General features: G+C 71.9%; 19 protein-coding genes and 1 pseudogene. 12 read left to right on the forward strand and 8 right to left on the reverse strand.

Annotated elements, in window-relative coordinates; translation table 11 throughout:
* A complete protein-coding gene (locus AB0D27_RS03365) occupies positions 1-222 on the forward strand; it encodes a hypothetical protein (RefSeq protein WP_362501513.1) in 222 nt (73 codons plus the stop codon).
* A 29-nt stretch (positions 223-251) separates the two neighbouring features.
* Here the strand turns inward: AB0D27_RS03365 and AB0D27_RS03370 are convergent, their stop codons facing one another.
* Complete coding sequence (locus AB0D27_RS03370) at positions 252-1,037, reverse strand: CDP-alcohol phosphatidyltransferase family protein (protein ID WP_362501515.1); 786 nt, start codon at positions 1,035-1,037, stop codon at positions 252-254.
* 106 nt (positions 1,038-1,143) lie between these two features.
* On the opposite strand from AB0D27_RS03370, the gene AB0D27_RS03375 reads away from it, so the two are divergent.
* The 5 genes and pseudogenes from AB0D27_RS03375 to AB0D27_RS03395 form a co-directional block, all read left to right on the forward strand.
* On the forward strand, positions 1,144-2,121 hold the full coding sequence (locus tag AB0D27_RS03375; RefSeq protein ID WP_362501517.1) for a zinc-binding alcohol dehydrogenase: 978 nt from the start codon (positions 1,144-1,146) through the stop codon (positions 2,119-2,121).
* Positions 2,122-2,258: 137 nt separating this feature from the next.
* On the forward strand, positions 2,259-2,657 hold the full coding sequence (locus AB0D27_RS03380) for a 6-carboxytetrahydropterin synthase (RefSeq protein WP_362501519.1): 399 nt from the start codon (positions 2,259-2,261) through the stop codon (positions 2,655-2,657).
* On the forward strand, positions 2,654-3,856 hold the full coding sequence (locus tag AB0D27_RS03385) for a glycosyltransferase family 4 protein (protein ID WP_362501521.1): 1,203 nt from the start codon (positions 2,654-2,656) through the stop codon (positions 3,854-3,856). Before AB0D27_RS03380 ends, AB0D27_RS03385 begins: the two co-directional genes overlap by 4 nt.
* Before the next feature lie 104 nt (positions 3,857-3,960).
* Positions 3,961-4,791, forward strand: a complete 831-nt coding sequence (locus AB0D27_RS03390) for a methyltransferase domain-containing protein (RefSeq protein WP_362501880.1) — start codon at positions 3,961-3,963, stop codon at positions 4,789-4,791.
* A 350-nt stretch (positions 4,792-5,141) separates the two neighbouring features.
* Positions 5,142-5,873: pseudogene (locus AB0D27_RS03395) on the forward strand (lysylphosphatidylglycerol synthase domain-containing protein); the annotation flags it as partial.
* Between the two features lie 137 nt (positions 5,874-6,010).
* Here AB0D27_RS03395 and AB0D27_RS03400 read toward each other — a convergent pair.
* Positions 6,011-6,814, reverse strand: a complete 804-nt coding sequence (locus AB0D27_RS03400) for a creatininase family protein (protein WP_362501882.1) — start codon at positions 6,812-6,814, stop codon at positions 6,011-6,013.
* A 39-nt stretch (positions 6,815-6,853) separates the two neighbouring features.
* Here AB0D27_RS03400 and ribA point away from each other — a divergent pair, with 39 nt between their 5' ends.
* The 3 genes from ribA to AB0D27_RS03415 are packed head-to-tail and all read left to right on the forward strand — an operon-like array spanning position 6,854 to position 9,692.
* On the forward strand, positions 6,854-7,561 hold the full coding sequence (ribA, locus tag AB0D27_RS03405) for a GTP cyclohydrolase II (RefSeq protein ID WP_362501523.1): 708 nt from the start codon (positions 6,854-6,856) through the stop codon (positions 7,559-7,561).
* Positions 7,558-8,553, forward strand: a complete 996-nt coding sequence (locus tag AB0D27_RS03410) for an ornithine cyclodeaminase family protein (RefSeq protein ID WP_362501525.1) — start codon at positions 7,558-7,560, stop codon at positions 8,551-8,553. The genes ribA and AB0D27_RS03410 overlap by 4 nt, the downstream gene beginning before the upstream one ends.
* On the forward strand, positions 8,550-9,692 hold the full coding sequence (locus AB0D27_RS03415) for an FAD-binding oxidoreductase (RefSeq protein ID WP_362501527.1): 1,143 nt from the start codon (positions 8,550-8,552) through the stop codon (positions 9,690-9,692). The genes AB0D27_RS03410 and AB0D27_RS03415 overlap by 4 nt, the downstream gene beginning before the upstream one ends.
* An 18-nt stretch (positions 9,693-9,710) precedes the next feature.
* On the opposite strand, the gene AB0D27_RS03420 is transcribed toward AB0D27_RS03415, so the two are convergent.
* Genes AB0D27_RS03420 through AB0D27_RS03430 form a run of 3 tightly spaced genes read right to left on the reverse strand, consistent with a single transcriptional unit; the run spans position 9,711 to position 12,951 of the window.
* Positions 9,711-10,937: a serine hydrolase domain-containing protein gene (locus AB0D27_RS03420; RefSeq protein WP_362501529.1), complete on the reverse strand. Its 1,227-nt coding sequence runs from the start codon at positions 10,935-10,937 to the stop codon at positions 9,711-9,713.
* A 29-nt stretch (positions 10,938-10,966) separates the two neighbouring features.
* Entirely contained in the window at positions 10,967-12,376 is a 1,410-nt protein-coding gene (locus tag AB0D27_RS03425; protein ID WP_362501531.1) for an MFS transporter, read from the reverse strand.
* Positions 12,373-12,951 (reverse strand): TetR/AcrR family transcriptional regulator, encoded by a 579-nt coding sequence (locus AB0D27_RS03430; RefSeq protein WP_362501533.1) that lies wholly within the window; start codon positions 12,949-12,951, stop codon positions 12,373-12,375. The genes AB0D27_RS03425 and AB0D27_RS03430 overlap by 4 nt, the downstream gene beginning before the upstream one ends.
* Before the next feature lie 75 nt (positions 12,952-13,026).
* Between AB0D27_RS03430 and AB0D27_RS03435 the strand changes: the two genes are divergently transcribed.
* Positions 13,027-13,464, forward strand: coding sequence for a PPOX class F420-dependent oxidoreductase (locus tag AB0D27_RS03435; protein ID WP_362501535.1), 438 nt, complete (start codon positions 13,027-13,029; stop codon positions 13,462-13,464).
* On the opposite strand, the gene AB0D27_RS03440 is transcribed toward AB0D27_RS03435, so the two are convergent.
* Positions 13,420-14,331 (reverse strand): NAD(P)-dependent oxidoreductase, encoded by a 912-nt coding sequence (locus AB0D27_RS03440; RefSeq protein WP_362501884.1) that lies wholly within the window; start codon positions 14,329-14,331, stop codon positions 13,420-13,422. The genes AB0D27_RS03435 and AB0D27_RS03440 overlap by 45 nt on opposite strands.
* A 155-nt stretch (positions 14,332-14,486) precedes the next feature.
* Between AB0D27_RS03440 and AB0D27_RS03445 the strand changes: the two genes are divergently transcribed.
* Positions 14,487-15,083, forward strand: coding sequence for a TetR/AcrR family transcriptional regulator (locus AB0D27_RS03445; protein ID WP_362501886.1), 597 nt, complete (start codon positions 14,487-14,489; stop codon positions 15,081-15,083).
* A 730-nt stretch (positions 15,084-15,813) separates the two neighbouring features.
* On the opposite strand, the gene AB0D27_RS03450 is transcribed toward AB0D27_RS03445, so the two are convergent.
* Complete coding sequence (locus AB0D27_RS03450) at positions 15,814-17,166, reverse strand: MFS transporter (protein ID WP_362501537.1); 1,353 nt, start codon at positions 17,164-17,166, stop codon at positions 15,814-15,816.
* A gap of 272 nt (positions 17,167-17,438) precedes the next feature.
* Positions 17,439-18,104: a TetR/AcrR family transcriptional regulator gene (locus AB0D27_RS03455; protein WP_362501539.1), complete on the reverse strand. Its 666-nt coding sequence runs from the start codon at positions 18,102-18,104 to the stop codon at positions 17,439-17,441.
* 221 nt (positions 18,105-18,325) lie between these two features.
* On the opposite strand from AB0D27_RS03455, the gene AB0D27_RS03460 reads away from it, so the two are divergent.
* A complete protein-coding gene (locus tag AB0D27_RS03460) occupies positions 18,326-19,201 on the forward strand; it encodes a shikimate dehydrogenase (protein WP_362501541.1) in 876 nt (291 codons plus the stop codon).
* Positions 19,202-19,215 lie beyond the last annotated feature (14 nt).

Consider the following 19,215-nt stretch of genomic DNA (forward strand, 5'->3'; position numbering starts at 1 on the left):
GTGCGGCGTGCAGTCGCCGGAGCTTTCGCCCCGGTCGGCCACCACCGCCGCCCAGAGGTCGACGGCTACGAGACGGGCACCGGCGGCACCGGCATCGTCCTGTCCGACCAGTCCGCTACGGCGACATGGCCGCTCCCAAGGCTGCCCCGCGGACCGGTGCCCATGTCGTCGACGTGCGTCACGGACCACCACACCGTCAGCGACGTCGAGATCACTTACTGAGAGCCCAGGAGATCTGCTCTGGCAGGTGATCAACCTTCAGAACGCGCCGGAACCGGCCGCGGCGACCGGCTGACCGGCCCGGCAGGACGCTGGGCAGGCTTGCCGCCGTCCCGGCGCCACAGCCACACGATGTCGCGGCCGAAGGACCACACGAGCAGCGCGAGCGCCAGGAGCACCGCCCCGGCCGTCGCCCCGCGCGGCAGAATCCCGGCGCCCGCGACGAGCAGCACGATGCCCTGCATGGCCGCCACCGTCTTGCGCGCCATGCTCGGCGGCAGCGCGGCGTTCAGCCACGGCAGCACCCGGGCCGCCGCCACGAACGCATACCGCATGGTGCCGATCAGCAGCACCCACGGACCGAGCGACATCGCGACGTACACGCTCAGCACCAGGATCAGGAACGCGTCGACCTCCATGTCGAAGCGGGCGCCCAGCGCGGAGGACGTTCCGGTGCGCCGGGCGACCTTGCCGTCGACACCGTCGAGGATCAGCGCGACCGCCGTCAGACCGACCAGGAGACTGACCGGCGGCGAACTCTGGAAGGAGTCCGCGACCAGGGCGGTGACCCCGCCGACCAGGATCGCCCGGCCCAGGGTGACGCGGTTGGCCGGGCCGAAGGAGCGGGGCCGCGAGCGGCGCAGCGCACGGGTCAGCACCGCCCAGGTGGCGATCGCGAAGGCCAGACCGGTAAGCCAGCCCGCGGGCCCCATCCCGATCGCCGAGCCCAGCAGGGCCAGCAGCAGGAGCTGCACACCGGCTCCCACGATGGTCTCCTGCTGAGGGAGCCTCGCGTCGTACGTGTTGTTCAGGGCCACCGCACATCCTCCGGCCGTATGACAGAGTCGATCAACGCCGCGTACAGTGCGCGGCTTGTCACCGCTCCGTACGTGAAGATCTGCTGAATCGTTCAGGGGGACGCTCATGGAACCCACAGCTCGCGCCTTCTGGCTCGCCTCGCCGGGCCACGGCGAGATCCGGGACGTCGCCCTGCCGGCGCCCGCGGAGGGGGAGGTGCTGGTGCGCACGCTCTTCTCCGGGGTGAGCCGAGGCACCGAGACCCTCGTCTTCCGTGGCGGCGTACCGGAGAGTCAGCATGCTTCGATGCGTGCACCGTTCCAGGACGGGGACTTCCCCGCACCGGTGAAATACGGCTATCTGAGCGTCGGCCGAGTGGAGGAAGGTCCGGCGTCGCTGCTTGGCCGAACCGTCTTCTGCCTGTATCCGCATCAGACGCGGTACGTCGTCCCGGTGAGCGCCGTGACCGTCGTGCCGGACGCCGTCCCCGCCTCGCGTGCCGTGCTCGCCGGGACGGTCGAGACCGCGGTGAACGCCCTGTGGGACGCCGCGCCGCTGATCGGCGACCGGATCGCCGTGGTGGGCGGCGGCATGGTCGGCTGCTCCGTCGCCGCGCTCCTCGCGTGCTTCCCCGGCGTGCGCGTCCAGCTCGTCGACGCGGACCCGGCACGCGCCGACATCGCGCGGGCCCTCGGCGTCGACTTCGCGCTGCCCGAGGACGCCGACGGTGAGCGCGACCTCGTGGTGCACGCCAGCGCCACCGAGGCGGGGCTGACCCGGTCGCTGGAACTCCTCGCCCAGGAGGGGACCGTGCTCGAACTCAGCTGGTACGGCGACCGGCGCGTCAGCCTGTCGCTGGGGGAGGCCTTCCACTCGCGTCGGCTGGCCGTACGCAGCAGCCAGGTGGGTTCCGTTTCCCCGCGCGCCCGGACCGGCAGGACGTACGCCGACCGGCTCGCGCTCGCCCTGGAACTGCTCGCCGAACCCGCCTTCGACGCCCTGATCACCGGCGAGTGCGCATTCGACGAACTGCCCCACGTGATGGCGAAGCTCGCCTCCGGATCGATGCCCGGCCTGTGCCACCGCGTCGTCTACGACGTTTGAGCCCGGAACAACCTGCCTGACCTCCAAAGACTTCGAAGAAAGGGCAACAGGCGGCTGAACAAGGGGACCGGGACAGCCGTACTACACGACGTGATCCCGGCAGGGGATCAGACGCACCGCACCTGGAGGGTCGTCCGTTGTTCAGCATCACCGTCCGCGATCACCTGATGATCGCCCACAGCTTCCGGGGCGAGGTCTTCGGCCCCGCGCAGCGCCTGCACGGGGCGACGTTCCTGGTGGACGCCACCTTCCGCCGCGCCGAGCTGGACGACGACAACATCGTCGTCGACATCGGACTGGCCACGCAGGAACTCGGCGCCGTCGTGAGCGAGTTGAACTACCGCAACCTCGACAGCGAACCGGACTTCAAGGACACCAACACCTCGACGGAGTTCCTGGCCAAGGTCATCGCCGACCGGCTCGCCGACCGGGTGCACGCCGGAGCACTGGGCGAGGGCGCCCACGGCCTCGCGGGCATCACCGTCACCCTGCACGAATCGCACATCGCCTGGGCGAGTTACGAGCGTGCCCTGTGACCGACACGACCCTCGACCAGCCGTCCCTGAACAGGGACCGGGCATCCCTGAACTACGTGCCCGTGCAGCACACGGCCCTCAAGAACGCCGAGATCATCCCCATGTCCCTGCGCTCCGTGCACTTCGTCATGCCGGGCGGCGTCGACGACCCGGCCGCCCCGAGCGGCGGCAACGCCTACGACCGACGGCTCTGCCTGGACCTGCCCGGCTTCGGCTGGCAAGTCCACCGGCACGCCGTCGCCGGTACGTGGCCGCACCCCGGATCCGCCGCCCGCACCGAACTCGGCCGTACGCTGCGTGAGCTGCCGGACGGCACGGTCGTCCTCCTCGACGGACTCGTCGCGTGTGGCGTCCCCGAGATCATCGTCCCCGAGGCCGAACGCCTCCGCCTCGTCGTGCTGGTGCACCTGCCGCTCGGCGACGAGACCGGTCTCCCGCCCGCCACGGCCGCGGAGTTGGACACCAGGGAACGTACGACCCTGCGCGCCGTGTCCGCCGTGGTGGCCACCAGCGACTGGGCCGTGCGCCGGCTCGTCGCCCACCACGGGCTCGCCCCCGACCGCGTCCATGTCGCCGCGCCCGGCGCCGACATAGCGCCGCTCGCCTCCGGCACCGACGGCGTCTCACGCCTGCTGTGCGTCGCCGCGGTCACCCCGCGCAAGGGACAGCACCGGCTGGTCGAGGCCCTCGCGACCGTCACCGACCTCCCCTGGAGCTGCGTCTGCGTCGGCGGCCTCGCCCAGGATCCCGCGTACGTCGCCCAGTTGCGCGCCCTGATCGAGAAGCACGGCCTCGGCGACCGGCTGCACCTGGCCGGCCCTCAGGCAGGCGCCGAACTGGACGCGAGTTACGCCGCCGCCGACCTGATGGTTCTGACCTCGTACGCGGAGACGTACGGCATGGCCGTCACCGAGGCGCTCGCGCGCGGCATTCCGGTGCTGGCGACCGACGTCGGTGGCCTGCCCGAAGCCGTCGGGCGCGCGCCCGACGGCGGGGTGCCCGGCATCCTCGTACCACCGGAGGATCCGGTGGCCCTCGCGGCGGAGTTGCGTGGCTGGTTCGGCGAGGCCGACGTACGCCGTCGGCTGAAGGCGGCGGCCCGCGGCCGGCGCGCCGCGCTGGACGGCTGGGCCACCACGGCCCGCAGCCTGGCCGGTGTGCTCGGCCGGCTGCCCCGGGAACCTCGGACGGCGGCGTGAGTACGGCGACGACTCCCGCGGGCACGCCGGAATCCGGCGCGCCCGGGAGGAAGGTGAGGACGGGTGTGCCTGGTCAGCGAGTAGAGGAAGTCGGTGCCGACGACATGCCGCGCTATGCGCCCCAGTGGCTCCAGCTGCGTGAGGGCGCCGACGCCTCCGCGCGGGCGCTCGAGCTGCTCGACCCGTTGCGCGTATGGCTGGCGAATCGGCCCGGGCGCGCCGGCGACCTGGTGATTCACGATCTCGGCTGCGGCACCGGTTCCATGGGGCGCTGGCTCGCGCCCCGCCTCGACGGCGCCCAGCACTGGATCCTGCACGACCGGGACCCGTATCTGCTGCACTTCGCCACCGCGGAGGCGCCGCGCGCGGCGGCCGACGGCAGCCGGGTCACGGTCACCACGCAGCGTGGTGACATCGGCCGGCTGACCTCGGACGCCCTGGCCGGGGCGTCGCTGGTGACGGCCTCCGCGCTCCTTGACGTGCTCACCGGCGAAGAGATCGACCGGCTCGCGGCGGCCTGCGCGGGCGCCGGGGTCCCGGCCCTGCTGACGCTGTCCGTCGCCGGACGGATCGAACTCGCGCCGGCCGACCCGCTCGACGCCGAGTTCGGCGAGGCGTTCAACGCCCATCAGCGGCGCGGCGAACTGCTCGGCCCGGACGCCATCACGACGGCCTGCGAGGCGTTCGGCCGGTACGGGGCGACGGTACGGGTGCATCCGAGCCCGTGGCGCCTCGGCCCCGACGACGCCGCGCTCACCGAGGAGTGGCTGCGCGGCTGGGTCGGCGCGGCGGTCGAGCAGCGGCCCGAACTCGCGGCGCGGGCCGAGTCGTATCTGCGCTCCCGGCTGGAGGCGTGCGCCGCGGGCGAGTTGCGGGTGGTGGTCCAGCACAGCGATGTGCTGGCGCTGCCCCTGCCGACGGGCGGTGCGGTGTGAGCGCGGACGTCGAGACGGTGGGGGTGGACGCGGGCGCCGTCCGCACCCGGAAGAACGGCGCGCGTGCGGGCGGGCCGCGGCCGCGCGGGAAGGGTGCCCACGCCGGCGCGGCTGCCCTGCGGGTGCGGGGCGGGGATTCCGTACGGGGTGAGGCGGCTGCGGATACCGTGCTGAACTTCGCGACTGCCGCTTCTGCCGGCGCGAGGAGTGGGGCGGCCCCCGTTCCCGCCCCCGGTGGGACGACAGCTTCGGGCCGCCCCCGGAGCACGGCGGCCCGGATCCGCACCCATGTCGGCACGGTCGCCGGTGTCGCCATCCTCGGGGTGCTGCTCTGGCGGCTCGGAACCGGTGTGTTCCTGGACGGACTGCGGCGGGTCGACGCCACGGCTCTGCTGGCGGGGCTCGGGCTCGGGCTGCTCACCACGGTGTTCAGCGCGTGGCGTTGGTCTCTGGTGGCGCGCGGCCTGCGGATTCGGCTGCCGTTGGGGTCGGCCGTCGCGGATTACTACCGTGCGCTGTTCCTGAACGCGGCGCTGCCCGGCGGCGTTCTCGGCGATGTGCACCGGGCCGTACGGCACGGGCAGAGCGCCGGTGACATCGGCCGCGGAGTCCGCGCGGTGGTGCTCGAACGCACCGCCGGGCAGGCGGTGTTGGTGGCCGTCGGGGCGGCGGTGCTGGTCACCCAGCCGTCGCCGGTGCTGGCGCAGAGCAGGCAGGGCGCGGTGGTCCTGGCCATCGTGGCGGTGTGCACGGTGGTGACGGCCGGCGCCGTGCGCAGGGGCCGTACGCCCGGCCGCGCCCCGCGCTACGGAGCCGTCCGCACCGCGCTCGCCGAGGCCCGCGGCGCGCTGCTCGCCCGCGGCAGCTGGCCCGGCGTGCTGCTCTCGTCGGTGATGGTGCTCGCCGGCCATCTGGCCATGTTCCTGCTTGCCGCCCGGGTCGCCGGATGCACCGCGTCCGCCGCCCGGTTGCTGCCGCTGGCCCTGCTGGCCCTGCTCGCCATGGGGCTGCCGCTGAACATCGGCGGCTGGGGCCCCAGGGAGGGCGTGACCGCCTGGGCGTTCGGCGCCGCCGGGCTCGGCGCGAGCATGGGCCTGACCGTCGCCGTGGTCTATGGAGTGCTCAGCTTCGCGGCGAGCCTGCCCGGCGCCGTTGTCCTGGTCGCCCGGTGGTGCGCGGCGCTCGGGCGCCCCCGGGACGAGAGCGCGGGAGGGCGCGATCAATGCCGACGATCAACGACCACCGAAGGCCCGTCCACGTCCGAAGGCAGCGTCTTGGACGTCAGAAGCGAGAAATACGCTCCGAAGGCATCGGTCAGCCCGGCGAGGAGTTCCTTTCCTTTCTCGGCCGAAGCCAACGAGGGACGGCCGATGACACCGGACTCGGTGTAGGCCGACATACCGAGGGTCAGCAGATGCCGCCGGTCGTCGGCGAGGAAATCGGAGGTCTCGTAACCGTCTTTGACGCATTCCGGATGGACGTGCAGAAGAATGGAGGTCTCGATTTCTCCCGCGTGCATATCGCTGAGCAACGAGGTCTGTACACCGGCCCGTTCCCGCGCCGCTTCCCAGTCCTCCGGGGCCGGGAAAAGCGCCATACGGCTGCCGCTGCCGACGGATTCCTGAACGACATTGCCCAGTACGTAATTTCCGCCGTGTCCGTTGACCAGCACCAGGGTGTCGACGCCCGAGCGGCGCAGCGAGTCGGCGATGTCCCGTACCACCGCGTGGAGCGTGACGGACGAGATGCTGACGGTCCCCGGCCAGGCCGCGTGCTCGTGCGAGCAGGAGATCGTCACCGGAGGAAGGAGATGGACCGGATAGGCGGCGGCCACCTCCCGCGCGATGGCGCACGCGACGAGCGTGTCGGTCGTCAGCGGCAGGAAGGCGCCGTGCTGTTCCAGGCTGCCGACGGGAAGGACGGCGATCTGACGGGCGACACCGGCCCCCCGCTCTCGTACATCGTCCGTGGTGTCCGACGGCAACAGACCGGATACCGTCGAGCGCGTTCCCGAACTACTCATGTTTTCACGGCCCTTTCGACTCTGCTTAGGAACCAGATCATGACAGATAGCGTTGGCGTACTCGGCGAGAATGCCCACCTCACAGGTGTCGAACGAGCCGTGATTGCCCCCTTGCCCACCGTGTACGGCGATTTCCACGCCGTCGGCTACCTCGACCACGATCGGGGCGAGGAACAAATGGCCCTGGTGTATGGGGACTTGGACACCCTCGGGGACGGAGACGTGCTCACCCGGCTGCATTCGGAGTGCCTGACCGGGGACGCCTTCGGGTCCACGCACTGCGAGTGCGGCCCCCAGCTCACCGCCGCGCTGCGCGCCATCGTCGCCGAGGGGCGCGGCGTCCTCGTCTACCTCCGCGGCCACGAGGGCCGGGGGATCGGCCTGCTCGCCAAGCTGCGCGCCATGAAGCTGCAGGCGGAGGGCCTGGACACCGTCGAGGCGAACCTCGCCCTCGGCCTGCCGGTGGACGCCCGCGACTACCAGGTGGCGGCCGAGATCCTGCACGACCTCGGCGTACGGTCCGTACGCCTGCTGTCGAACAACCCGCGCAAGCGGGAGTCGCTGCTGCGCCACGGCATCAAGGTCGCCGAGCAGGTGCCGCTGCTGATACCGCCGTGCGAGGAGAACCTCAGCTATCTGCTGACCAAGCGGGAGCGCCTCGACCACTATCTGCCGCACCTGGACGGCGACGAGTGGACGAAGGCGATCTTTTGCGGATCGGCGAAGGCGGTTATCACTGAGGAATGACGGAAGACGCCCATGACGAGCTCGGCCCGCTGTTCCTCTCGCGTGAGCAGGTGACGCGGCTGCTGGAGACCGACGCGGCGATCGCCTCGCAGCGCGCGGCCTTCACCGCGCTCGGTGACGGCACGGCCGAGCTGCCCGGGAAGATCATGCATCCCAGCCGCTTCGACGACAGCGTCGTCTTCGCGTACCTGGCGCGGCTGTCGGCGCGCACCGGAGCCGTCGCCAAGGTCGGCAGCGTCAATCCGGGCAACGCGGCGGCCGGACTGCCGACCGTCCACGCCGTGATCAACGCGCTCGACCCGGTCACCGGGCAGCTCGTCGCGGTCATGGACGGCACCGCCGTGACGACCCTGCGCACCGCCGCGGCGAGCGCGGTCGCCTTCGACGCGCTGGCCGCCGCCGACAGCGCCGAGCTCGGGCTGCTCGGCTCCGGCACACAGGCCCTCGCCCACGCGCGGGCGGTGGCCCGGGTGCGGCAGCTGCGGGCCGTACGGCTGTGGAGCCCCAACCCGGGGCGGCGCGCCCACGCGGCGCAGCGCCTGGCTGCCGAACTCGGTGTCGCCGTCAAGGCCGTCGACTCGGCCGAGGAAGCCGTGGCCGGGCTGCCGATGGTCGCCGCCTGCACCCTCAGCCCCACCCCCGTCGTACGGGGCGCGTGGCTGGCGCCGGGCTGCACGGTCGTCAGCGTCGGGTCCTTCGAGCCCTCCCGCAGCGAGGTCGACGCGGAGGTCGTCCGACGGGCCGCCGCGGTGGTCGTCGACGATCCCGGGACGGCGGCCGAGCACGCCGGGCCGGTGGTCGACGCGCTGCGGGAAGGGCGGCTCGCCCGGGCGGACCTGATCCCGCTCGGCGGCGTTCTCACCGGCCGCAACACGGCTCGTACGCGCCCCGAGGACATCGTCTTCTACAACAGCGTCGGGCTCGGCATCCAGGACGCCGCCGCGGCCTGGGCCGTCATCGACGCGGCCAGGGCGCGGGAGCCGCGTTCATGAGGACGGCGGGCGTGGTCGTCATCGGCGGCGGTGTCATGGGCACCAGCATCGCCTATCACCTGGCCCGTGCGGGGGTGCGCGACGTGGTGCTCGTGGAGCGCGACGAACTCGCCTCCGGGTCCACCTCGCGGGCCGCGGGCGGGGTTCGGGCGCAGTTCTCCGACGAGCTGAACATCCAGCTCGGCGCGCGGAGTCTGGAGGCCTTCGCCCGTTTCGGCGACGAACTCGGCCAGGACATCGGGCTGCACCGGGTCGGCTACCTGTTCCTCCTCTCCACGCCCGAGGAGGTCACGGCGTTCGAGGCCGGGGTGCGGCTGCAGAACGCGCACGGAGTGCCCAGCCGCCTCATCGACCCGGCCGAGGCACGCCGCCTGTCCCCGCTGATCACCACCGACGGGCTGCTCGCCGCAGCCTTCTCACCCGACGACGGGCACTGCACACCCGAATCCGTGGTCCACGGCTACGCGGCCGCAGCCCGCCGGCACGGCGCGAGGGTGCTGCGGCACTGCGAGGTCACCGGCATCGAAACACGGGGGGACGAGATCACCGGCGTGGTCACCGGCCGGGGCCGGATCGCCACCGACACCGTCGTCTGCGCGGCGGGTCCCTGGTCCCGGGCCGTCGGCGCGATGGTCGGCGTGGACCTCCCGGTGGAACCGCTGCGCCGCCAGATCGCGGTCACCGAACCCGTCTCCGGTCTGCCGCCCCACCTCCCCATGACCATCGACTTCAGCAGCAGCCTCTACTTCCACACCGAGGGCCCCGGGCTCCTCCTCGGCATGTCCGACCCCGACGAAGTGCCCGGCTTCTCCACCGAGACGCACGACCGCTGGATCCCGCGCCTGTACGCGGCGATGGAGCGGCGCGCCCCAGCCCTGACCGACCTGCGCAGGACGGGTGGCTGGGCCGGCCTGTACGAGATCACGCCGGACCACAACGCGCTGATCGGCGAGGCGAGTTCGTGCTCGCGCCTCCTGTACGCGACCGGCTTCTCGGGCCACGGTTTCCTGCAGGGCCCGGCGGTCGGCGAGGTCGTCCGCGACCTGTACCTGGGCCGCGCCCCCTTCGTCGACGTCGGACCGCTGAGCGCCGACCGCTTCGCCGCCGACGCGCCGCGGCCGGAGGCCAACCTCGTCTGATGCCGGAGTGCGCGGCGCTCAGTCCAGCACCGCCTCGTGCACCAGCCGTTTGAGGTCGGGGAAGACCGAGTGGGACGTCGTAGGGCGAAGCTGGCTCAGGAACTGCACGGTCAGATCGCGGTGCGGGTCGACCCAGAAGGTCGTGGTGGCCACACCGCTCCAGCCGAAGGCGCCCTGGACGGCAGGGGATTGGGTGATGTCCGGGTCGACCACGACGGAGACGCCGAGGCCGAAGCCCAGGCCCGCGTTGCCGGGTTCCTGGTGGACGGGGCTGCCGAAGGTGCGGCGGTCGGCGTCGCCGGGCAGGTGGTTGGTCGCCATCAGGTCGACGGTCTCGGGGCGGAGCAGGCGGGTTCCGTCGAGTTCGCCGCGGCGGCGGAGCATCTCCATGAAGCGGTGGTAGTCGTGAGCGGTGGCCACCATGCCGCCGCTGCCGGACAGGAACCGGGGGCGGCCGTGCAGCGGCAGCCCGGCGATCGGGGTGATCCGGCCCTCGTCGTTCTCGCCGTAGAGCGCGGCGAGCCGGGCCGCCTGCTCGTCGGTGACGTGAAATCCGGCGTCCTCCATCCCGAGCGGGCGGAAGACGCGCTCGGCGAGGAAGACATCGAGGTCCTCGCCGGACACCACCTCGATGACACGGCCGAGGACATTGGTCGCGACCGAGTAGTTCCACTGGGTGCCCGGCTCGAACTGGAGCGGAAGTCCGGCGTACACGTCGACGGTCTCGGCCAGCGTCGAGCCCGGCTGCACCGACGATTCCAGACCGGCGTCCCGGTAGAGCGCGTCGACCGGGTGGCAGTAGTAGAAGCCGAAGGTCAGCCCCGCGGTGTGGGTCATCAGGTGCCGCAGCAGGATGGGCCGCTCGGCGGGGCGGGTCTCGGTGTCCGGCCCGGATCCGCTGACATAGACCCGTGGGTCGGCGAAGGCCGGGAGGAATTCGGCGACGGGGTCGTCGAGGTGGAGGCGCCCCTCTTCGATGAGCATCAGCGCGGCGACCGACGTGACCGGCTTGGTCATGGAGTAGATCCGCCACAAGGTGTCGGTCTCCACCGGGAGCCGGGCCTCGCGGTCGCGCCATCCGTAGGTGGTGAGGTGTGCGACGCGGCCGTGCCGGGACACGGCCACCAGGTAGCCGGGCAGCCGGCCGTCGTCGACCAGGTGCGCGAAGTGCTGGTCGAGGCGGTCCAGCGCCTTGGCGTCGAGGCCGGCCTCGCGTGGCTCTGTCTCCTGTCGCAGATGTCCCATGGCTCTCCTCCGGGCTGCGGCTCGTGTCTTCATCGTCTCGTACGGGTCGGCGAGGCGTCCCGGGGCCGGTCGTGCTCTGGGGTCATGACGGCCGTCTGCCCCGGAAGCCTCAGGGCAAGCAGCACGCCGGTCGCGGACAGCGCCGCGAGCGCGGTCAGCGGGGGGCCCATCGTGACCCCGGTCGTGAGGCTCATCAGAGTGGCCGCCGCCGCGATCCCCAGGGTGGGCCCGACATTCATCGCCGTCTGCTGGAGCCCGCCCGCCACGCCTGCCGACTGGGCCGAGGTGTGCCGTACGACGACCGCCGTCGCGGTGACCATCACGGTCCCGAAGCCGGCGCCGAGGAACAGGAAACCGGTACCGATCGACAGGGCCGCCGACGCCTTGTCGAGCCGGGACAGCAGCAGGACACCGAGGGTGAGGACGCTGGTCCCGGCCACGGTCGTCCGGCGGGCGCCGAGCCTGCGCAGGAGTACGGCGGCGACGGGCGCACCCACCACCATCATCACGGCGGCGGGCAGCGCCCTCAGTCCGGTCCCCAGAGGGTCCAGGCCCAGGGTTTCCTGCAGGAAATAGCTGCCGACGAACAGCGTGCCGAGCATCGACGCCGACGCGGTCACCAGAATGCCGAGCGCCGCGCCGACGACGGCGGAGCCGAGAACGTCCGACGGGACCAGCGGACTCGCCGTGCGGCGTTCATGCCGTACGAACGCGACTCCCGCCGCCGCGACCACGGCCGGCCCCAGCACGGTCGCCGCCGTCCAGCCCGCCTCCGGTATCCCGACCAGTGTGCGCACCAGCGCGACCAGGGCACACGCGAGCAGACAGGCGCCCGGCACGTCGAGCCCGCCGGCTGGGGAGCTTTCCTGCGCTGGTCCCCGGACGGCGAGTGCGAGCACCCCCATCACGAGCGCGGGCACCACATTGAGGAAGAAGACGGCGCGCCATCCCAGATGGGTGACCAGCGCCCCGCCGACCAGCGGACCGGCGGCGGCCGAGAGACCGATGGCGCTCGTCCGCAGCGCGATCGGCATCCCGAGCCGGTCGGGAGGGTACGCGGCGCGCAGCATTCCGAGCGTGGCCGGTTGCAGCAGCGCCCCGAAGACGCCCTGCGTGACACGCAGCCCGATCACCCAGCCGATGCCGGGTGCCAGACCGATCCCCGCGGACGTCGCGCCGAAGCCGAGGATGCCGAGGGCGAAGATCTGTTGGTGGCCGTACCGGTCCCCGAGGCGCCCCGCGAACACCAACAGGCCGGACACCGCGATGAGATAGCCGGTGCTGGTCCACTGGACCCGGGCGAACGAGGCGTGCAGATCGCGTTGCAGCGTGGGCTGCGCGACGGTGAGCACGGTGCCGTCCAGTGCGACGATCACGGCACCGATGACGCTGCTCGCGAGCGTGAGCGGGCGACGGGCCGCGGAGCCGAGTGAGTTCACCGCTTCTCCGGCCCGAGGTGCGCGTCCAGCGCGGCATCCAACAGAGGTACGAAGTCGTCGGCGCCCGTGGCGAGTTGGAGGCTTCCCCAGCCCCACAGCTGGGCGATCCCGTGCAGGTTCGCCCACAAGGCGCCCGCGGTGAGTGAGGCGTCGGGCTCGGGGCAGGCCCGGCCGACCAGATCCACCAGCAGGCCGAAGAGCGGCAAGCTCGTTTCGCGAAGCCCGAACTGACGGCTCTCCAGCAGATCATGACGGAACATCAGCTCATACATGCCGCGCTCGGTCAGCGCGAAATCCAGGTAAACCCGCGCCAGCGCCCTGAGCTGATCTCGAGGGCGTGCCGTGCCGGCCCCGATGGCGGTCGTGGCCCGGGTGCCCAGGTCGGCGAAGCCCCGGCGCGCGATGGCCGACAGCAGTTCGAGGTGGGTGGGGAAGTACCGGCGCGGGGCTCCGTGGGAGACACCAGCGCGCCGCGCGATCTCCCGCAGGGTCAGGGCCTGCGCTCCTTCCGTGCTCACCAGATGGACACCGGCCGCGATCAGCCGCGCCCGCAACCCCGTTTCCGATTCGTTCATAGACACTGTCTACCAGCGCTCGTAGACAGTGTCTACTCCGGGAATGGGAGTGTCTTTCCGGAAGTTGATCCAGGCATGACTCAGGACGCGACGCAGGACGCACTGTTCAAGCTGCTCTCCGAGTACAAGGGCGGAGTACTCGTCACTCTCAAGAAGGACGGGCGGCCCCAGCTGTCGAACGTCAGACACGCCTACTACCCCGACGAGCGGATCGTCCGGGTGTCGCTCACCGACGACCGCGCCAAGACCCGCAATCTGCGTCGGGATCCCCGGGCCTCGTACCACGTGACCAGCGAGGATCGGTGGGCCTACACGGTCGCCGAGGGGACGGCCGAGCTGACGCCCGTCGCCCGGGACCCGCACGACGAGACCGTCGAGGAACTCATCCGGGCCTACCGGGACGTCGTCGGTGAGCATCCCGACTGGGACGACTACCGCGCCGCCATGGTCCGCGACCGCCGCCTCGTCCTACGGCTCCACGTGGAGCGTGTCTACGGCATTCCCCGGAGCTGACTCGGTGCGCGCCTCGATCGCGCGCAGTACGGCCACCATGTCCGTCCCGCCGTGTCCCAGCGTCACGGTCTCCTTGAAGAGGGCGTGACAGACGTCCAGCAGGGGGGACGCGAGGCCGGCGCTGCGGGCGGCTTCGGCGATCAACTCGTTGTTCATCAGGACGTCTTGTGCCGCGGCCTGCACGGCGAAGTCGCCGTCCAGCAGTTTCGGGGCCTTCATCCGGGAGACGGCGCTGGCCATCGGGCCGGCGTCGAGCACGTCCAGGAACAACTTGCGGTCCAGGCCCTGCCGGTCGGCGAAGTGGAAGGCTTCCGTCAGGCCGGTGACCAGGGTGATCAGGAACAGATTCACCGAGAGCTTCATCAGCAGGGCGTTCGGCACCGGTCCGCAGTCGAACGTCTCGTGACACATCGGTCCGAGCAGCGGCCGTACGTCCTCGAGTGCCGCGGGATCCCCGGCGAGCATCGCCACCAGCCGTCCGGCCTCCGCCGGGACGCGCGAACCGGAGACGGGGACTTCGGCGTACCGCCCGCCCGCCGCGCGCACGTCGGCCTCCAGCGCGCGCGAGTACTCCGGGGACGTCGTTCCCATGTGGACGACGGTGCGCCCGGCCGCGTATCCGGCGAAGTCGGTGGTGCCACGTGCCAGCGCCGCGTCGATCGCGGGACCGCCGGCCAGCATCAGGAAGACCACGCCGGACCGTTCGAAGACCTCGGCGGGACACAGCGCCACCTCGGCGCCGGCGGCACGCAGCGGATCGGCCCGGGCGGCGGTCCGGTTCCAGACGACGAGCGGGATTCCGGCACGGGCCAGGTTGAGTGCCATGGGGCCGCCCATGACTCCGAGGCCGATGAAACCCACGTACACGACGCACCGCCGTCTCTGGCCGGTGTGCCCGCCCGGGGGTCGCGTGCCCGGGGGACCACCGCCGTTGCCGCCTATGACCGCCGTCATAGTAGCCATCTGTATGACGCTGTCATAGTGGGTAGGGTGCGTACGTCAGTCGTGGCGGGAGGTCGATGATGGCGGGTTCCGAGCGGGGGCCGCGCGAGCGGATGGTCTTCAGCGCCGCGCAGCTCATCCGGCGCGACGGCGTCACCGCGACCGGCATGCGGGAGGTCGCCGAGCACGCGAAGGCTCCGCGCGGCTCCCTCCAGCACTACTTCCCCGGCGGCAAGGAGCAGTTGGTCAACGAGGCGGTGGACTGGGCCGGTCGCTACGCCGGCCAGCGGATCGCCCGCTTCCTCGCCGCGATGTCCGAGCCGACGCCCAGCGGTCTGTTCGCGGCGATGGTGCGGCAGTGGACCGACGAGTTCACGGCGGCCGGATTCACCTCGGGCTGCCCCGTCGCGGCGGCGACCGTGGACTGCGCCGAGTCCACCGAGTCCACCAGGGCCGCTTCCGCCGCCGCGTTCGCCCGCTGGAACCGGGCGGTGGCCGAGGCCCTCACGGACATGGGCGTACCGGCCGAGCGCGCCGAACCGCTCGCGACCCTCATGATCAGCGTCCTGGAGGGGGCACTCCTGGTCGCGCGGACCGAAAGGGACGTACGCGCCCTGACGGCCGTGGCCCGCGAGCTCGCTCCCCTGCTGGACGGCGCGCGAGCGGCCACGCCCTAGGCGCCCGCCATTTCACGCCTTTGCGTCCACGCGACGGTGCGGAAAACCGTGGGCGCGGGACGCGATCACCACGGCCGGTACGGAAGAAGGAGACCCATGCCGCCTCGCGAACCTCGCCTGGTCCGGAGGGGAGTTGGCCGAGGCGCCGCCGCTGATCGACGAGGCGGTCGCAGCCCTCGACAGGGAGCGGGTCGCGTATCAGCTCGCGCATCCGCGGACGTTGCGCGAGCGGTGCCTCAACGCCGGTCGTCCCCAGGACTGACGCGTACGTGGTGGAGCGCCGCCCCGGTGCGCACGGCCAGACCCTGGCTTCGCGCCCGTCGGGCTCCCCGCGCCCGTCGGGCTCCCCGCGCCCGTCGCGCTCCCCGCGCTCCCCGCGCCCGTCGGCCCAGCTCACGGCCGGGCCCCGCCCAGGTGATCGGGCAGCGATAGTCAACGAGTGCTCCGCGCACACCGGCCGCCCCTGAACCCGGCCGGGGTGCGCGGAGCGGTTCTCGGGCGGCGCGGGGCCGGGTGCCGGGAAGACCGGAGAGTCGCGTGTCGCCGTACAGCCGCACCGTTCTCATCTGCTCGTTCCGGCCGATGCTCTTGCTGAAAAGGTCACCTGTCAACAGTGACTCTTGGGGCAAGGCGGGCGAAAAGGACCGCCGCCCCGTACAGCGGGGGTGAACATGTCCAAGTCCCCGAACAGCCCAGTGTCGTCGGGGACTTGGGAGCGTGAGGGGGAGCGTCAGGCCGTCACGGCCTCACGCTGCGCGGCTTCCCCCGCGGCACGCTCGCCCAGCCGCTCGGTCGGCACCGTGTGCGTCTCACGCGCGGTGAGCGCGGCGAGGACCGGCGGGACGCACAGGGCCGCGGTGAACAGCGCCACGGACGACCAGTCGCCGCCGCCGGGACCCGCGATCTGCGCGGCGAAGGTGACGGCGAACCCGGCGACGGCGAAGCCGATCTGGGTGCCGATCGCCATACCGGAGAGCCGGACGCGGGTGGAGAACATCTCGCCGTAGAAGGACGGCCAGACACCGTTCGCTGCGCTGTAGACGACACCGAAGGCGAGGATGCCGAAGAGCAGGACCAGGGGATAGGACCCCGTCGAGATGGCCCACAGGTAGGCGAACATCAGGACGGCACTGCCCGCGGCGCCGATCAGAAAGACCGGGCGGCGGCCGATGCGGTCGGAGAGCGTGGCCCAGGCGGGGATGGCGCCGAGCGCGACGAGGTTGGCCAGTGCGCCCACCCACAGCATCTGCGAGCGGGACAGCCCGATCGAGTCGCTGGTGCCGTACGCCAGCGCCCACACCGTGAAGATGGTGCTGACGGAGGCGATGAGGGCGCCCGCCACGACCCGCAGGACGTCCGCCCAGTGGTCGCGGAACAGCACGGCGAGGGGCAGCTTGGCGACCCCCTCGGTCGCCGCCTGCTGGGTGAAGGCAGGGGTCTCCTGGAGCGTGCGGCGGATGACGTAGCCGACCACGGCGACCGCGACGCTCGCCCAGAACGGGACGCGCCAGCCCCAGGAGAGCAACTGGTCCTCGGGCAGCGCGGCCACCGGCAGGAAGACAAGAGTCGCGAGGAGCTGGCCGCCCTGAGTACCGCTCAGCGTGAAGCTGGTGAAGAAGCCCCGGCGGTGGGGCGGCGCGTGTTCCAGCGTCATCGAGTTGGCGCTCGCCTGCTCGCCGGCCGCGGAGATGCCCTGCAGGACGCGGCACAGGACCAGCAGGACCGGGGCGAGGCCGCCGACCTGCGCGCGGGTCGGCAGACAGCCGATGAGGAACGTCGACAGGCCCATCAGGAGCAGCGTGAAGACCATGATCTTCTTGCGGCCGACCCGGTCGCCGAAGTGCCCGAGGAAGAACGCGCCGACGGGGCGGGCGGCGTAGGCGACGCCGAACGTGGCGAGCGACAGGAGGGTCGCGGTGGCCGGGTCCGACTCGTCGAAGAAGACCTTCGGGAAGATCAGGGCGGCGGCGCTGCCGTAGATGAAGAAGTCGTAGTACTCCAGGGCGCTGCCGATCCATGCGGCCATGGCGGCCTTCCGGGGCTGGCCGGGTGGCGCGTCGAGCGGAGTGGAGGGGACTGACACGGCGTGCTCCTTCGGGGGAACTCCGGGGACGGGAGTGCGGGAGGGGAGAGGTGCCGGGGCCCTGGGGTGGCGGGTCGGCCGTGCCGGGTGCGCGTCCTTACTGACGACTCTACGCCCGGTTAATTAACCCACTGGATAGTTACTAGCGGATGGCTACGGATGTTGCGCCCACGTTTCCCCGGTGTCAAGGGGTCATGCCGAAGGATCTTCCCCGCTCAGGTCCGCGGGCTACCTCGTTCGCGTCCGCGGGCCGGTCCCCGGCAAGGAGCTTCTCAGTCCGTCGCGCGGTCCGCGGTCAGATAGGCGATGACCATGTCGCCGAGCATGGTGCGGTAGTGCGCCCGCTGCTCGGGGGCGACCAGGTCACGGCCGAACAGGGCGCCGAAGGTGTGCCGGTTGGCGACCCGGAAGAAGCAGAACGCGCTGATCATGGCGTGCAGGTCCACCGCGTCGACGTCGGCCGTGAACAGACCCGACTCCTGGCCGGTCGCCAGGATCCGGCGGATCACGTCGAGCGCGGGCGAGCCGATCGTCCCCAGCTCCTCGGACGCCGCGATGTGCTCCGCCTCGTGGATGTTCTCGATGCTGACCAGGCGGATGAAGTCGGGGTGCGCCTCATGGTGGTCGAAGGTCAGCTCGGCGAGCCGGCGGATGGCCGCGACCGGGTCCAGATGCTCGACGTCCAGCTCCTGTTCGGCCTGCCGGATCACCGAGTACGCGCGCTCCAGTACGGCCGTGAACAGCTGTTCCTTGCCGCCGAAGTAGTAGTAGATCATCCGCTTGGTGGTCCGGGTGCGGGCGGCGATCTCGTCGACCCGGGCGCCGGCGAAACCGGCGCGTGAGAACTCCTGGGTCGCCACGTCGAGAATCTCGGCCTTGGTGCGGGCGGCGTCACGAATGCGCCCGTTCGGTCGTGCCGGTTCTTCGACGCTGGTCATCGGGTTCCTTCGGGCGAGGGGTCGGTGCCCGCGATTGTAGAAGCAGGGCCGTCGGCACGGCGTCTCGGTGGCGGCTCTTCCCGGACGGCTCTTCCCATCGGACGGACGACTTGATATGACTAACGAACCAGTTCGTACATTAGATAGCTGTCAAGCGTTCGTCAGTCGGCCCCCGGTCGCTCCCCGACCGGCCGTCGGCCCCTCGGCCCCGGAGGCCCGCCGTGTCCCAGAACTCGTATCTCGTCGGCCTCGTCGGATCCGGCATCGGTCCCTCGCTCAGCCCCGCGCTGCACGAACGGGAGGCCGACCGCCAGGGCCTGCGCTATCTGTACCGGCTGATCGACATCGACGCCCTCGGCGTCGGCCCGGAGGCGGTGGGCGATCTCGTACGCGCCGCACGGGACGTCGGCTTCGACGGGCTGAACATCACGCACCCCTGCAAGCAACTGGTCATCGGCCACCTCGACGCGCTCGCCCCGGTGGCCGAGGCGCTCGGCGCGGTCAACACCGTCGTCTTCGAGGACGGCCGCGCGATCGGGCACAACACGGATGTCACCGGGTTCGCCGCCTCCTTCGCGCGCGGCCTGCCCGACGTCTCCCTGGAGCGGGTCGTGCAGCTCGGCGCGGGCGGTGCGGGCGCGGCCGTCGCCCACGCCGTGCTCACCCTGGGCGCCGGGCATGTCACCGTCGTCGACGCGATGCCCGACCGCACCGCCGATCTCGCCGCCGCGCTGAACCGGCACTTCGGCGACGGTCGCGCGACCGCCGCGACGCCGGACGCGCTCCCGGCGCTCCTCGCCCGCGCCGACGGCATCGTGCACGCCACCCCCACCGGTATGGCCGCCCACCCGGGGCTGCCGTTCCCGGCCGAGCTGCTGCACCCCGGGCTCTGGGTTGCCGAGGTCGTCTACCGGCCGCTGGAGACCGAGCTGCTGCGCACCGCCCGCGCGCTCGGCTGCGCGACCCTCGACGGCGGCGGCATGGCCGTCTTCCAGGCCGCCGACGCGTTCCGGCTCTTCACCGGGCGGGAACCCGACCGTGCGCGGATGCTCACGGACATCGCCGAACTCGCGGGCGCCGAGCCCGTCCGGAACTGAACCAGCCCCGAAGA

The sequence above is a fragment of the Streptomyces sp. NPDC048415 genome (assembly GCF_040651675.1).
Lineage (GTDB): Bacteria > Actinomycetota > Actinomycetes > Streptomycetales > Streptomycetaceae > Streptomyces.

Excerpts from the sequence above, each read along its gene's own strand:
- ribA (WP_362501523.1), top strand. The coding sequence starts at position 6,854 with ATGACAGATAGCGTTGGCGTACTCGGCGAGAATGCCCACCTCACAGGT.
- AB0D27_RS03410 (WP_362501525.1), top strand. The coding sequence starts at position 7,558 with ATGACGGAAGACGCCCATGACGAGCTCGGCCCGCTGTTCCTCTCGCGT.
- AB0D27_RS03445 (WP_362501886.1), top strand. The coding sequence starts at position 14,487 with ATGGCGGGTTCCGAGCGGGGGCCGCGCGAGCGGATGGTCTTCAGCGCC.
- AB0D27_RS03435 (WP_362501535.1), top strand. The coding sequence starts at position 13,027 with ATGACTCAGGACGCGACGCAGGACGCACTGTTCAAGCTGCTCTCCGAG.
- AB0D27_RS03420 (WP_362501529.1), bottom strand. The coding sequence starts at position 10,937 with ATGGGACATCTGCGACAGGAGACAGAGCCACGCGAGGCCGGCCTCGAC.
- AB0D27_RS03430 (WP_362501533.1), bottom strand. The coding sequence starts at position 12,951 with ATGAACGAATCGGAAACGGGGTTGCGGGCGCGGCTGATCGCGGCCGGT.
- AB0D27_RS03375 (WP_362501517.1), top strand. The coding sequence starts at position 1,144 with ATGGAACCCACAGCTCGCGCCTTCTGGCTCGCCTCGCCGGGCCACGGC.
- AB0D27_RS03390 (WP_362501880.1), top strand. The coding sequence starts at position 3,961 with ATGCCGCGCTATGCGCCCCAGTGGCTCCAGCTGCGTGAGGGCGCCGAC.
- AB0D27_RS03400 (WP_362501882.1), bottom strand. The coding sequence starts at position 6,814 with ATGAGTAGTTCGGGAACGCGCTCGACGGTATCCGGTCTGTTGCCGTCG.
- AB0D27_RS03415 (WP_362501527.1), top strand. The coding sequence starts at position 8,550 with ATGAGGACGGCGGGCGTGGTCGTCATCGGCGGCGGTGTCATGGGCACC.
- AB0D27_RS03455 (WP_362501539.1), bottom strand. The coding sequence starts at position 18,104 with ATGACCAGCGTCGAAGAACCGGCACGACCGAACGGGCGCATTCGTGAC.